The following is a 13,213-nucleotide window of genomic DNA, read 5'->3' as shown; positions in this document are numbered from 1 at the left end:
CCGTGCAACAGCGCGTGTGCTTGCGAAACATCCGACACGTTGGCGGACGTGCCGACCACGCTGTGAACCAGCCCCGAATCGGCATCGACGCCGATGTGCGCCTTCATGCCGAAGTGCCACTCGTTGCCTTTCTTCGTTTGATGCATGTCCGGATCGCGACGCTTCTCGGCGTTCTTGGTCGACGGCGGCGCTTCGATGATCGTCGCATCGACCAGCGTGCCTTCCTTCATCATCAGCCCGCGTTCGCACAGCGAGATGCCAATCTCGTCGAACAGCTTGCGCGTCAGGTCATGTTCGAGAAGCAAGCGCCGGAACTTCAGCAGCGTGGTCGCATCCGGCACGTTCTCGACGGCCAGATCAATCCCGGCAAACGCCCGCATCGCAATGCTGTCGTACAGCGCATCCTCCAGCCCTTCGTCCGACAGGCTGTACCACTGCTGCAGGAAGTAGATTCGAAGCATCCGCTCCAGACCGATCGGCGGGCGGCCGCGAGTTCCTTTCGGGTAGTACGGCTCGATTGCCGTCAGCAATCGCGACCACGGCACGAGCTTCTCCATCTCTTCCAGGAAACGCTGGCGCCGAGTCATGCGCTTCTTGCCCGTGCTTTCCGCTTCCGCAAAGCTCATTTGCCGTTTCATCGTCGTGGACCCGTTCCGTGAACTATCTTCTACAACGTCCTCGGCTGCGTCAGCGATGACCACAGAGCCGGATAAATCAGTGTTTCCCTAGCCGCCGCGCGCATCGACGCAATCGCCCGGCGATCCTTCGCGGATCGCCTTTTTTCATCCGGCGCCTTGACGCCGATCGCCTTCCCCCGCCGCGCCTCGCTGCCGCCACGCGCGAGTGCCATAATCGAGCCTGCACATCATTCCAGACGTCCCCGGAGAATCCCCATGCAGAACCTCGACAATCCTTCCCACGATCGCGAGGTAGGCAGCGCCGACGCGACGCAGGACACCACGCGCATCGACGACGTCCGCATTGGCGCTGTGCGTCCGCTGATCTCGCCCGCGCTGCTGCAGGACGAGCTGCCGGTGCCGGCCGCCACGCAGACGCTCGTCGAGGACACGCGCCGCGCGATCGGCGACATCCTGCACGGCCGGGACGACCGGCTGCTGCTCGTCGTCGGCCCGTGCTCGATCCACGACCACGACCAGGCGCTCGACTACGCCCGTCGCCTGAAGGCGGCCGCCGATGCGCTGAAGGACGACCTGCTGATCACGATGCGCGTGTACTTCGAGAAGCCGCGCACGACCGTCGGCTGGAAGGGCTACATCAACGATCCGCGCCTGGACGGCAGCTTCCGCATCAACGAAGGGCTGCGCGCGGCGCGGCAACTGCTGCTCGACATCAACGCGCTCGGCTTGCCGGCGTCGACCGAATTCCTCGACCTGCTGAGCCCGCAGTACATCGCGGACCTGATCGCGTGGGGCGCGATCGGCGCGCGCACGACCGAGAGCCAGAGCCATCGGCAGCTCGCGTCGGGGCTCAGCTGCCCGATCGGCTTCAAGAACGGCACCGACGGCGGCGTGCAGGTCGCGTCGGACGCGATCGTCGCCGCGCGCGCGAGCCATGCGTTCATGGGGATGACGAAGATGGGCATGGCCGCGATCTTCGAGACGCGCGGCAACGACGACGCGCACGTGATCCTGCGCGGCGGCAAGAACGGGCCGAACTACGATGCCGAGCACGTCGAGGCGAGCTGCGCGGTGCTGCGCAAGAGCGGATTGCGCGAGCAGGTGATGGTCGATTGCTCGCACGCGAACTCGAACAAGTCGCATGAGCGGCAGATCGAAGTCGCGCAGGATCTTGCGCGGCAGCTGTCGCAGGGCGAGCACCGGATCGTCGGCGTGATGGTGGAGAGTCATCTCGAGGCGGGGCGTCAGGATCTGAAGCCCGGCGTGCCGTTGCAGTATGGCGTGTCGATTACGGATGCGTGTTTGAGCTGGACGCAGACGGAGCCGGTGCTCGACGTGCTGGCGGAGGCGGTGCGGCATCGGCGAGTGTATTCGCGCAATGCGTGAGGTGACGGCGGCGGGTTGATGCCCGCCGCCGTCAAAGTCGGCCCATCGACTAAGACTGGTGCCGAGCAAGTTGATTCATCTGTCTCGTGTGCCGCGCCACTCGGAAACTTCTCGCGCGCGTGTTCGGCCTGCGGCACGTCGCATATCGGCGGTATCCGAACTACAGGAATCGCGGCGACGCCGACGAGACATTCGTTCAGCCGCGTCGCAAATTGTCAGGCGCGTGCGCCCGAGGTGCCGTGCGGCGTGCGGCCGCGCCGTGGGCGATCCTGCTAATACGAATCCCATGGCCTCCGGCAAAATTTAGGCAAATTCCTAAGGCGTCTGTCCGAAATAGGATTGGATGGACGGCCGATTTGCGGATCGTCGGATAGAGTCGACACATCTGCAAACCTCAACCGACGGCGCATGCCGTGCATGGTCTCCGATGCACTTGCTCCGGCCGCCGTATCGTACATGGAAGGACGTCTTATCGCGTGCCGCGCCGCACCGCGCCTGCTCTTGCGCGCAATATTCCTTTGGCTCGTTGTCTCGTCGCTCCCTGCGAACGGCGCGACCGCCTCTTGGAAGCCCACCTTCACTGACGAGGAGCTTCAGTGGATGCGCGCGCACCCGGTCGTCAATATCGCAGTCGAGGCGAACTGGCATCCGATCGAATACATGCGCAACGGCAGCCATGCCGGCCTTGTCGCGGGGTACCTGAACGCAATCTCGAAAATGACCGGGCTGACGTTCGCAACGGTGCCGGGCACGGAATGGGGGCACGCGTACGAGGCGCTTGCATCGCACAAGGTTGATCTGCTGCCCGGCGTATGGCGCGACCTGGTGCCGGACCGCGTCGGCGCCGGTGCTCTCGTCAGTGCGCCCTACTTGGTCGGCCGGCTGACAGCCGTCACGCGCAACGACTCCGCGATGATCTTCAACCTGAAGCGGCTCGAAGGCCGGCGTGTCGCGATCAAGGGGCGAGGCGCGGTCGAGTATTTCACGCGCAACAGCGGCGTGATGCTCGACGTGCTTACGTTCGACACCGAGGAACTCGCGCTCGCCGCGGTTGCCAACGGCGAGGCGGATGCCGCGCTCGGCGTCGACGTCACGATTCTGCCGATCGTGCAGCGGCAGTTTCCCGGGCAGCTTTACATGTCGGGGATGCTTGCTGACCGCCCTGTATCGCTGGCGATGCTCACGCGGGCAGACTTGCCGATCCTGGCATCGATCATCGACAAGTCTCTCGCGGCCATTCCCGTGAGCAAGACGGCGGAGCTCACCCGCGACTGGGTCGAGATGGCCGATTACGGCAAGCCGACGATCCGTGCGATCCTGCATTACCGGGCGCCCCAGGTGCTCGCGATCGCTGCCGCGCTGGTGGCGTTCGCGATGCTCGCATTCCTGTCGTGGAAGTCGCGCGTGGCCGCGATCCGCAGCGAGCACGACAAGGCGACGTTTCTCGCGTTCGTTAGTCACGAAATCCGCACGCCGATGCATACGATCCTGTCGTCGCTGGAATTGCTGCAGCGCTCGCGGTTGACCGGGCGACAGGCGAATCGCGCGGATGCGGCGATCTCGGCATCGGAGACGCTTCTGACGCTGCTCGACGATATCCTCGAATATTCTCGCCTCGAATCGCGTAAGGTCGGGCTTGCCATGCAGACAGTCGAGCTCGAGTCGTGGGCGCGGCATACGGTCGACATGGTGCGCTGGCGTGCCGACGAGAAGATGCTCGAGCTGGTGCTCGACGTTGCTTGTCCGCCGGCGGTGCGTGTTTCAATCGATCCGGTCCGTGTGCGTCAGATCGTGCTGAACCTGCTCGTCAACGCAATCAAATTCACATCCGCAGGCTCGGTGACGCTGCGCGTCGAGCATGTTTCGGGGCGCCACGGGCAAAATGGCACGCTGACCCTCACGGTGCGCGATACCGGCATCGGCATCGCGCCCGAACGGCTCGAACACATTTTCGACGCATACTGGCAGGGGCCTGCCTCGCTTCACCAGGACGTCAACGGCAGCGGGCTTGGCCTCGCGATCTGCCGTGAACTGGTCGCATTGATGCACGGCACGATCACCGTCCAAAGCCTGCCGCGCGTCGAAACGACGATGACGGTGCGATTGCCGGTCACGGAAGTGGACGAGCCGTTGCCGGTGCGGTCTGCCGCATCGATGCCCGTGCTGGTCGACGCACTGCCTGGATATGCTCACCCTGACTCGCCGCGTATCCTGATTGTCGACGATCACGAAACCGTGCAGTTCGCGCTGCAGCAGCAATGCGACGAACTCGGCTGCGTCGGCATCGGCGCCGCTACCGGCGAGGACGCGCTGCGTCAACTGGCGCGCGGCCGTGTCGACCTCGTGCTGCTCGATAGCGATCTGCCGGACTTCGACGGTTATGCGCTCGCGAAGATGATCCGTCAGGACGAGTCGGCACGCGAAGCCAGACATGTTCCGATCATCGGGATTTCCGCGGTGTCCGGCGACGCGCATCGGGAGCGCTGCGTCGACAGCGGCATGGACGGTGTGCTGGGCAAGCCGCTGCGGCTCGAAACGTTGCGGCAGCTGATCGCGATGTGGTGCCCAGCGTATGCCGAGATGGAACAGGCGGCGCATACCGACGATGCCGCTGATCTCAACGCGGTCTATGACCGCGAAGTGGCGAAGGATCTCGACGTGCTTGTCAAGGGATTGCTATCGCGCGATTTCGCCGCAGCCGCACGGGCCTCGCACCGGATTGCGGGGGCGTCGCATCTGGCTAAACTGGGCGATATCGCCAATGTCGCGCTGCATGCCGAAACGCGGCTTCGCGAATTCCACGGCGTTCATCAAGTCGACCCGTTCGCGACGGATCGATAGCCCCGGTCCACTGTCGTTCACGCGACGGCTGCCCGGCGGCTCGATGCACTGGTAGGGCTCGAAAATGCGACGCTGGCGATCGGGCGGAATGCCGATACCGGTGTCACGGACTTCGATCGCGAGCGAGCTGGCATGGCCCGGTTTGCCGTCGAGATAAACGACGCGCAGTGCAACCGAGTCAGCCGGCGTGAACTTGATCGCGTTGGCAAGCAGGTTCAGCACGATCTGCCGCGTGCGCAGCGGATCGATCGGCGCGCACAGCTCAGTCTGGCGCGAGTTCGAGCTCCCGGCTCAGGTTTTTCTCGTCGACGCGCCAGCGTACCATGTCGGCGCTGTGCCAATGCGCGGACGTGCGTCGGCTCGGGCGCGAGCGTCACGTTTCGAGACTCGAGACTCGAATATTCCAGGACGTCGTCAAGCAACGTCAGCAGCGATTCCGAAGCAGCAACGCCGCGTCCGCGCGACCCGCCTGCTTCGGTGCTAGTTGCGAGCGCGGTAGCAGTTCGAGCAACGACGGGATCGAATGCACCGCCTTGCGGATCTCGTGGCTGGTGAACACGAGTTGCATCGCCTTGTCGAGTTCGCTGCGCACAGCCGCGACGCGCGAGCGCTACGAAACGAAGGGGACCGCGAACAGGATGGTGCCGGCCGCCGCGACTTGCCAGCGACGGTCACGGACGATCGATTGCGGGCTAGGCTTGCCGTAGTCGGCCGTTTCGATCCATTGACGCGGAATTTCGTCGGTGTCGTGTGCGGGAATGGCCGCACGCGCGTCGCGTTCGTCGTCGAAAGCCAGCAGGATCACCGGCACGCCGACATGCCGGATCGCATATTCGAGTCGCCGCTACCCTTGGTCGCGATTTGCTTGCCGGCCAGATTCTCAAGATCGACGAAGAGATTCAAGGGCTCCGGTGCGACAACAACCATCGTGCCGGCGAACTACGGCAGGCTGACAATGGTGCCACTGCGGTATCGCGAGATGTCGGCGCTTCTTGACGCGTCCGGCGCCATGTCGATCTTCCCCGACATGAAAGCCGGGTATGAATTGGCCCACGATACGTTGTCGACATATTCGACGCGCAGTCCGCCGATTCGCGGAATCGCATCGAGATATGACGACACGACGCCAACGACCTTCCCGCATTCGCGAAATTTGAACGGACGCTAATGTGGGGCGGCACAGGCACGCACGACCGGATGCGCGGCGATCCATGCCTTTGCCTCAAGCGTGAACTGCGCAGGTGGGATGATCTGTATCAGGCGCTGCAGCGGCGTGAGAAATGTGCGGAGCGAGATCGTCATCACAAATGGTCCGTTGCGCCGACGCAACGCGGTGCGGACGGGAGCACCGGCAGCAACAGTGCCTTTGGACGACGCGAGCGCCGTCGGCGATTCGTTGCGGGTCGCGCCAGCGCCTTACGCCGTTCTGATGGCTGAGACGGGGCGCGCGGGCCGTTTCCCATGCTGTCGCTGCTGCGGATGCCGAATCGGACTGCATGGCGTCCGCGACGACTACTCGCACCTCGGCTGTTTAGCCGGCGGGGTTAAAAATTATCCAGAAAGCCGGTAAGCTAATCCGGATCATCCGTTCCGGTTTGCCATGGCAAGAAATGGCCAACCGTTGATGGGCCGTATCGCCAGAATCAAAAGGGGTAGTAATGAGACCAGAACTCCAACCGATCCGCGTCGTGATCCTGGACGACCATGCCGTCGTCCAGCACGGGATCGCCAGTTATCTGACGGAGAGGACCGGCATCGAAGTGGCGGCGAGCTTTGCGAGGTCGCGCGATCTGATCGGCTGGCTCGAGTCGAATCACGCGGACGTCGTGCTGCTCGACTACACGCTGGGCCCGGACGAGATCGACGGCCTCAATCTCGTCAAGCTGGTGAGCACGCGCTTCCCGGATTGCAAGATCCTGATGACGTCGAGCAGCGATACGCCCGCGACCGTCAACATGACGATGCGCGCAGGCGCGCTCGGTTTCTTCGGCAAGAGCGAAAATCTTCGCGAACTGGTGCATGCGATCCGTGTGGTCGCAGATGGACGTTCGTATATCAGTGCCGAATTGGCAGGCAGGGTGATGGCGAGTGCGACGCCTGTCCAGAGTGTGACGGCGCCGAAACCGGCGGTCAGCGACGACGCGCCGGCGGCCGAATCGGAAGTGTCCGCCGACCTGCGCCTGAGCCCGCGCGAGCACGAGGTGCTGCGCTGTTATCTCGCGGGCATGTCGGTATCCGATATCGCATTGAAATTTTCCCGCAGCCGCAAGACGATCAGCGCGCAAAAGCAATCGGCGTATCGCAAGCTCGGCATCCGTAGCGATGCCGAATTGTTCGCGTCCCGCAAGCTGCTCGAGAAACATTGAGCGTCGTCTGATTCCGAATCTCCCTCGGCATTTTTCACGCCGACATTGATCTTCGTTCATCGCTGTGCAATGCAGCCTCATGGCAGCACTTCTCGACTGGCGCTACCATGACCCGTGTTGCGTTAACCGACGGGCCCGTCCGGGCCCGTTGCGCGCACACGCAGCGGCGGCGCGGCCGGCCGCTGCTGCATCGACGAAGCGCGGGGTGCTCATCGATTCGCCACCGCACCCGCGACGCTTCGCTCCCGGCACCAACAACAACCTAACCGGAGTGCAATCAGCATGGCTTTCACCAAGACAATCGTCGCAGCCGCCGTTCTCGTATCGAGCCTCAACGTGCATGCGCAGATCGCGGGCGCCCAGCCACTCAGCGTCACCGTCGAGCAATCGCAGGCGCTGCTCGAAGGCTGGAGCGTGAAGAAGAGCGTGCTCGGCAAGGCCGTGTACAACGACCAGAACCAGAAAGTCGGCACGGTGCGCGACCTGATCGTCGCGCCTGACGGCTCGGTGTCGGCCGCGATCGTGTCGGCTGGCGGTTTCCTGGGCGTCGCGGCGCATGACGTCGCGGTGCCGATCGCGTCGCTCGACGTGCGCAACGGCAACATCTATCTGCCGGGCGCGACGAAGGACGCGCTGAAGGCAACGCCCGCGTTCCAGTACGCGAAGGTGCCGTCGCCGCCGAAGCCGAAGAAGCTCGACGACAAGCACTGATGCAACCGACCCGGCGCGCAATGCGCCGGGCATGGCCAACCGCGGGGCATGTCCGGCCGCGCGTCGGTCGATCACGGCCGCAACCCGAGCTCTCACCCCTCGGCTACGTAATTCTACGTAGCTGCGCATACGTAGTTGTGCGCTTGTAAGCCTCCCCCGTCGCGCGGAATACTACGGCCCACCGCCGTGTCTTCCGCGAGACGCGGCATGACGCATCGACGTCACGCGGGTCCGGCGCCTCGCCGGATCCACTCAAAACCACATTGGAGACCAGGAGACGCCATGAATCGGGCTTCCAGTACCCTGCTCTGGATCGCGGTCGCGCTGCTCGGCGCGTTCGCGTTCGGGACGATCGCACTTGCTCACGGCGAACGCGTCAGCGCGCTCTGGATCGTGATCGCCGCAGTCTGCGTATATCTGATCGCATATCGCTTCTACAGCCGTTTCATCGCCAGCAAGGTCATGCAGCTGGACGGGCTGCGGATGACGCCGGCCGTTCGGCACAACGACGGCCTCGACTACGTGCCGACCAACAAGTACGTGCTGTTCGGCCATCACTTCGCCGCGATCGCCGGCGCCGGGCCGCTCGTCGGGCCCGTGCTCGCCGCGCAGATGGGCTACACGCCGGGCATGCTGTGGATCCTGGCCGGCGTCGTGTTCGCGGGCGCGGTGCAGGACTTCATCGTGCTGTTCATCTCGACGCGCCGCGACGGCCGCTCGCTCGGCGACCTCGTCAAGATGGAGCTCGGCACGGTGCCCGGCGTGATCGCGCTGTTCGGCGCATTCCTGATCATGGTGATCATCCTCGCGGTGCTCGCGCTGATCGTCGTGAAGGCGCTGACGAATTCGCCGTGGGGTACGTTCACCGTCGCCGCGACGATTCCGATCGCGCTGTTCATGGGTGTCTACACGCGCTACATTCGTCCGGGCCGCATCGGCGAAGTGTCGATCATCGGCTTCGTGTTGCTGATGGCGTCGATCGCGTTCGGCCAGACCGTGCACGATTCGCCGGCGCTTGCCGCATGGTTCACCTTCAGCGGCACGCAGCTTACGTGGATCCTGATCGGCTACGGCTTCGTCGCATCGGTGCTGCCGGTGTGGCTGCTGCTCGCGCCGCGCGACTACCTGTCCACGTTCCTGAAGATCGGCACGATCCTCGGCCTCGCGATCGGCATCCTGGTCGTCGCGCCGGAACTGAAGATGCCCGCGCTGACGAAGTTCGTCGACGGCACGGGCCCGGTGTGGTCGGGCAACCTGTTCCCGTTCTTGTTCATCACGATCGCATGCGGCGCGGTGTCGGGCTTCCACGCGCTGATCTCGTCGGGCACGACGCCGAAGCTGATCGACAACGAAACCAACGCGCGCTTCATCGGATACGGCGCGATGCTGATGGAATCGTTCGTCGCGATCATGGCGCTGGTCGCCGCGTGCGTGATCGAGCCGGGCATCTACTTCGCGATGAACGCGCCGGCGGCCGTGCTCGGCTCGACGCCTGAAGCCGTCGCGAATACGGTTACGCAATGGGGCTTCGTGCTGACGCCCGACATGCTCACGCAGACCGCGAAGGCCGTCGGCGAAACGACGATCATCGCGCGCGCGGGCGGCGCGCCGACGCTGGCCGTCGGCATGGCGCACATCCTGCACCAGGTGATCGGCGGCGAAGCGATGATGGCGTTCTGGTATCACTTCGCGATCCTGTTCGAGGCGCTGTTCATCCTGACGGCCGTCGATGCCGGCACGCGCGCGGGCCGCTTCATGCTGCAGGACCTGCTCGGCACGTTCCACCCCGCGCTCAAGCGCACCGAGTCGCTGCCGGCGAACCTTGTCGCCACCGCGCTGTGCGTGGCCGCGTGGGGCTATTTCCTGTATCAGGGCGTGGTCGATCCGCTCGGCGGCATCAACACGCTGTGGCCGCTGTTCGGCATCTCGAACCAGATGCTCGCCGCGATCGCACTGGTGCTCGGCACCGTCGTGCTGTTCAAGATGAAGCGCGAGCGCTACGCATGGGTGACGATCGTGCCGACCGCATGGCTGCTGATCTGCACGCTGACGGCCGGCTGGCAGAAGATCTTCGATTCGAATCCGAAGGTCAGCTTCCTCGCGCACGCGGCGAAGCTGCAGGCCGCGGTGGACGAAGGCAAGGTGCTCGCGCCGGCCAAGTCGATCGCGCAGATGCAGCGGATCATCTTCAACGACTACATCGATGCGGCGCTGGCCGGCCTGTTCATCTTCGTCGTCGTGGCGATCGCGGGGTACGGCCTGCTCGCCGTGCGGCGCGCGCGTCGCGAGTCGAAGCCGACCGTGCGCGAGACGCCGTACGAAGCGATGCCGGCCGCGCAGGCGCTCGGCAGCGGACGATAACGGGAGGCCGCGATGTTCACCGATCTCGGCAGCGACCTGCGCAGTGCGGGGCGTTACCTCGGGCAGGCGTTGCGGCTGATGGTCGGCCTGCCCGACTACGACACCTATGTCGCGCACATGCGCGAAACCCATCCGGACCGCGAGCCGATGACGTACGAGGAATTCTTCCGCGAGCGTCAGAATGCGCGGTACGGGTCGGGGGCAGGGAAGTGTTGCTGAACCGGGCCGGCGCAGCCGGCCGGTGAGGCGGTCAAGTGACGGACCGGGAAGCGCCGCGAAGACATTCGCGGCGCTTTTTCTTTGGCGTGCCGGTGCGGTGCGCGCGAGGCGCCCGTCACTGCGGCGTTTGACTTCGTCCAGCGCGGCAAAGTCCGGGCGTCGGTATCATATGAGGCATCCTCTTTCCCCGAAGAATCCGCGCAGGAGAACCCGTCGTGCATGTCGGTGAGCGTTTCAACAGCATTTCCCATCTCGTCGGCGCGGTGCTGTCGGTGGCAGGGTTGGTCGCGCTGGTGACGATGGGCGCGCTCGACCGCGATCCCTACAAGATCGTGAGCTTCAGCGTGTACGGTGCGATGCTGATCCTGCTCTACGGAATCTCGACGGCGTATCACAGCGTGCGCAACCCGCGCCTGAAGGCGATCCTGCAGAAGTGCGACCATTCGGCCATCTATCTGCTGATCGCGGGCAGCTACACGCCGTTTACGCTCGTCACGCTGCGCGGCCCGTGGGGCTGGTCGCTGTTCGGCGTGAGCTGGGGGCTCGCCGCGTTCGGGATCGCGCAGGAACTCACGCTCGGTCGACGCACGCGCATCGTGTCGATGGTGCTGTACGTGCTGATGGGCTGGCTCGCGCTCGTCGCGATCCGCCCGCTGATTCATGCGCTGCCGCCGGTGGGTGCCGCATGGCTCGTGGCCGGCGGCGTCATCTACAGCGCGGGGATCTACTTCTTCATCAACGACGAGCGCATCCGCCACGGGCACGGTATCTGGCATCTTTTCGTGCTGGCCGGCAGCCTGTGCCAGTTCGTCAGCGTCGCGATGTATGTCGCGTGAGCGTGAACGCGGGCGGCACGGCGCGCGTCATGCGTGCCCGGCCGCCTGTGCCGCGCCGCGCAGCGCCATGAACCCGACCCATCCCCAGTAGACGCGGTGATGCGCGATCAGCCCGTCGCGCAGATCCATCATCTCGACGAGATCGACCTGATCGCCTTCCGGCGTTTCGCGCGGATATTCCCATGTGAGTTGCCGGCCGTTCGAGAAGAACAGCCCGGTTCGATACCAGCGTCCGAGCTTGTTTCCCGGATTGCGCAGGCCCGCCGCGAAGAACGCACCGATCGCGGTCTTGCCGTGCAGCACGCCCGAGCCGTGATCGGGCAGTGCGACGACGATCAGCGGCGTTTCGAGTATCGCGTCGTCCGCGTACAGCGACATCAGTGCGTCGAGGTCGCGCGCGACGACGGCGGCGTGCCAGTCTTGATGGATGCGTTGCGCATCGGTGTCGGCTTGTGTCATGGCGGGTTCCGGCAAGCGTGGATAACGGAACCACTGTATCGACGCCGCGCCGCCGGACGTTTCAGTTCGGGCCGAAACGTGGATGTCGCGTATGTCGAACGCGACCGTGTGCGGCTCGTCAGCCCGCCAGCGCGCCGAGATTCAGTTCATGCGACTTGCCGATCCACACCGCGCTGTCGCGATGGTCGCGCAGATCGTCGCCGGTATTCGGATGCAGGAAGATGTCGAGCGCGCCGTGATTCAGGATGAGCCACGGCACGAGGGTGTCGAAGCGCGCGGCGTCGAACGCGATCTGGTACGACCAGGCCGGATGCGGGCCGACGAGGCGCTCGTGAAAGCGGCCGAGCTCGATGATCGCGCCGAATCGTTCTTCGACGACGAGGCGGAACGCCCAGGCTGCGTCGCGGCTCGCGGCGTCGAAGTAGACGTGTGCGTGCCAATTGTCGATGGCGGTGGTGTCGATGGCAGCCATGGCGGAACTCGAGAGAAGAATAGGGAACGGATAAGCGCCGTGACTGACGGCGCGATGCGCAATTATCGCGCGTCCGTGTCGCACACGTCTTCTCGCGGCGCGGTAAATCGGCGCGGAGGTTTTGTCGTATGTCAGGGAAACGAGCGCATTTGTCGAATCGTTTCCCGCTTGTGCCGGCGTGTGCGTCATCGCGCCGAAAGCCACGCCGGGCAGGGCTTTGGCCGAAATCGCATCGGCAATACGTCATTTCAAAAACTGCAAAAGCGATTCACACGGCACGTCGATTCGTCTGCAAAAACGCGATCAGGTAGTTGAATGAAATAAAGAAATTCCGCTCAGGCAGCATTGGCGAATCGCGTGGATCGCACCCCGTCCGTCGGTGCCGAAAGTATCAATTGCGGAATCGGCTATTCAAGCGCGTGGTCACGCGACATACGATGATTGCACCGCATCGACGACGACGATCGATGCGGAAACAACCATCTGGAGGCCATGATGCGATCCGTTGTTTCCCTTGCTGTCCTGTCCGGCGCGCTTGCCGTGCTGCCCGCCGCGAGCTTCGCGCAGTCCGTCGATACCGAGTGGCAGTCGAACGTCGCGCCGTTGAGCTGGTCGGCGGCGCGTGCCGAAACCGATGTGCAATTGAGGCAGATGACGCGCGCCGGCTATCGTGCGACGACAGCCGGCAACCAGAACTATCCGCTCGCGATGCAGCGTGCGCTCGAACGCGTGAGGTACCCGGTGCCTGACCGCTCGCGCGAGGAGAAGGCCGCGATGGAAGCGCGCGCGGCCAGCGCGGCGCAGAGCGGCCATCCGGTGAGGGCGTTCTTCGTGAAGACCGCGTACTACCTGAAGGGCGAGAACACGTTCTGATGCGGGAGCAGAGCATGGCATGCCTTGACCGACTCCCCGACGTGTTGCGCG

Annotated in this window: 14 protein-coding genes and 2 pseudogenes; 8 read left to right on the top strand and 8 right to left on the bottom strand. The window is 64.4% G+C overall.

Annotation, left to right across the window (positions count from 1 at the left end; genetic code table 11):
- The coding region (locus tag HWX25_RS11925) for an IS5 family transposase (protein ID WP_175908599.1) at window positions 1-638 on the bottom strand (638 nt) is incomplete at its 3' end.
- A gap of 255 nt (window positions 639-893) precedes the next feature.
- On the opposite strand from HWX25_RS11925, the gene HWX25_RS11920 reads away from it, so the two are divergent.
- Window positions 894-2,024 (top strand): 3-deoxy-7-phosphoheptulonate synthase, encoded by a 1,131-nt coding sequence (locus tag HWX25_RS11920; RefSeq protein ID WP_059528867.1) that lies wholly within the window; start codon window positions 894-896, stop codon window positions 2,022-2,024.
- Between the two features lie 600 nt (window positions 2,025-2,624).
- On the top strand, window positions 2,625-4,865 hold the full coding sequence (locus HWX25_RS11915; RefSeq protein WP_279610113.1) for an ATP-binding protein: 2,241 nt from the start codon (window positions 2,625-2,627) through the stop codon (window positions 4,863-4,865).
- A 21-nt stretch (window positions 4,866-4,886) separates the two neighbouring features.
- Here HWX25_RS11915 and HWX25_RS33715 read toward each other — a convergent pair.
- From HWX25_RS33715 to HWX25_RS33700, 5 genes and pseudogenes are all read right to left on the bottom strand, one after another.
- A pseudogene (locus HWX25_RS33715) lies at window positions 4,887-5,087 on the bottom strand (ATP-binding protein); the annotation flags it as partial.
- A 202-nt stretch (window positions 5,088-5,289) separates the two neighbouring features.
- Complete coding sequence (locus HWX25_RS33710) at window positions 5,290-5,433, bottom strand: hypothetical protein (protein ID WP_175908479.1); 144 nt, start codon at window positions 5,431-5,433, stop codon at window positions 5,290-5,292.
- 42 nt (window positions 5,434-5,475) lie between these two features.
- Window positions 5,476-5,676, bottom strand: a complete 201-nt coding sequence (locus HWX25_RS33705; protein WP_059815236.1) for a hypothetical protein — start codon at window positions 5,674-5,676, stop codon at window positions 5,476-5,478.
- 128 nt (window positions 5,677-5,804) lie between these two features.
- A pseudogene (locus HWX25_RS33895) lies at window positions 5,805-6,014 on the bottom strand (hypothetical protein); the annotation flags it as partial.
- 15 nt (window positions 6,015-6,029) lie between these two features.
- On the bottom strand, window positions 6,030-6,167 hold the full coding sequence (locus HWX25_RS33700; protein ID WP_175908478.1) for a hypothetical protein: 138 nt from the start codon (window positions 6,165-6,167) through the stop codon (window positions 6,030-6,032).
- A gap of 356 nt (window positions 6,168-6,523) precedes the next feature.
- On the opposite strand from HWX25_RS33700, the gene cblR reads away from it, so the two are divergent.
- The 5 genes from cblR to HWX25_RS11875 all read left to right on the top strand — a co-directional run bounded on the left by cblR (window position 6,524) and on the right by HWX25_RS11875 (window position 11,358).
- The gene (gene cblR / locus HWX25_RS11895) at window positions 6,524-7,231 is read left to right on the top strand and encodes a cable pilus system response regulator transcription factor CblR (protein ID WP_059815230.1); all 708 of its coding nucleotides are present in this window, start codon (window positions 6,524-6,526) and stop codon (window positions 7,229-7,231) included.
- Between the two features lie 282 nt (window positions 7,232-7,513).
- Entirely contained in the window at window positions 7,514-7,942 is a 429-nt protein-coding gene (locus HWX25_RS11890; RefSeq protein WP_059528861.1) for a PRC-barrel domain-containing protein, read from the top strand.
- Between the two features lie 282 nt (window positions 7,943-8,224).
- Window positions 8,225-10,303, top strand: coding sequence for a carbon starvation CstA family protein (locus HWX25_RS11885; protein ID WP_175908597.1), 2,079 nt, complete (start codon window positions 8,225-8,227; stop codon window positions 10,301-10,303).
- 12 nt (window positions 10,304-10,315) lie between these two features.
- Window positions 10,316-10,522, top strand: coding sequence for a YbdD/YjiX family protein (locus HWX25_RS11880; RefSeq protein ID WP_027781714.1), 207 nt, complete (start codon window positions 10,316-10,318; stop codon window positions 10,520-10,522).
- Window positions 10,523-10,737: 215 nt separating this feature from the next.
- Window positions 10,738-11,358 (top strand): hemolysin III family protein, encoded by a 621-nt coding sequence (locus HWX25_RS11875; protein WP_059448906.1) that lies wholly within the window; start codon window positions 10,738-10,740, stop codon window positions 11,356-11,358.
- 27 nt (window positions 11,359-11,385) lie between these two features.
- Here the strand turns inward: HWX25_RS11875 and HWX25_RS11870 are convergent, their stop codons facing one another.
- Both HWX25_RS11870 and HWX25_RS11865 read right to left on the bottom strand, forming a co-directional pair.
- Entirely contained in the window at window positions 11,386-11,817 is a 432-nt protein-coding gene (locus HWX25_RS11870; RefSeq protein WP_175908596.1) for a nuclear transport factor 2 family protein, read from the bottom strand.
- A 118-nt stretch (window positions 11,818-11,935) separates the two neighbouring features.
- Window positions 11,936-12,289 carry a DOPA 4,5-dioxygenase family protein gene (locus HWX25_RS11865; protein ID WP_175908595.1) on the bottom strand — a complete coding sequence of 118 codons (354 nt, stop codon included), beginning with the start codon at window positions 12,287-12,289 and terminating at the stop codon, window positions 11,936-11,938.
- Window positions 12,290-12,784: 495 nt separating this feature from the next.
- Between HWX25_RS11865 and HWX25_RS11860 the strand changes: the two genes are divergently transcribed.
- Window positions 12,785-13,162: a hypothetical protein gene (locus tag HWX25_RS11860; RefSeq protein WP_175908604.1), complete on the top strand. Its 378-nt coding sequence runs from the start codon at window positions 12,785-12,787 to the stop codon at window positions 13,160-13,162.
- Window positions 13,163-13,213: the final 51 nt, after the last annotated feature.

Origin of the sequence: Burkholderia sp. BCC1640 (genome assembly GCF_902833125.1) — a bacterium.
In the GTDB taxonomy this organism is placed as follows: Bacteria; Pseudomonadota; Gammaproteobacteria; order Burkholderiales; family Burkholderiaceae; genus Burkholderia; species Burkholderia diffusa.
This window is presented reverse-complemented; position numbering and strand designations above follow the sequence as displayed.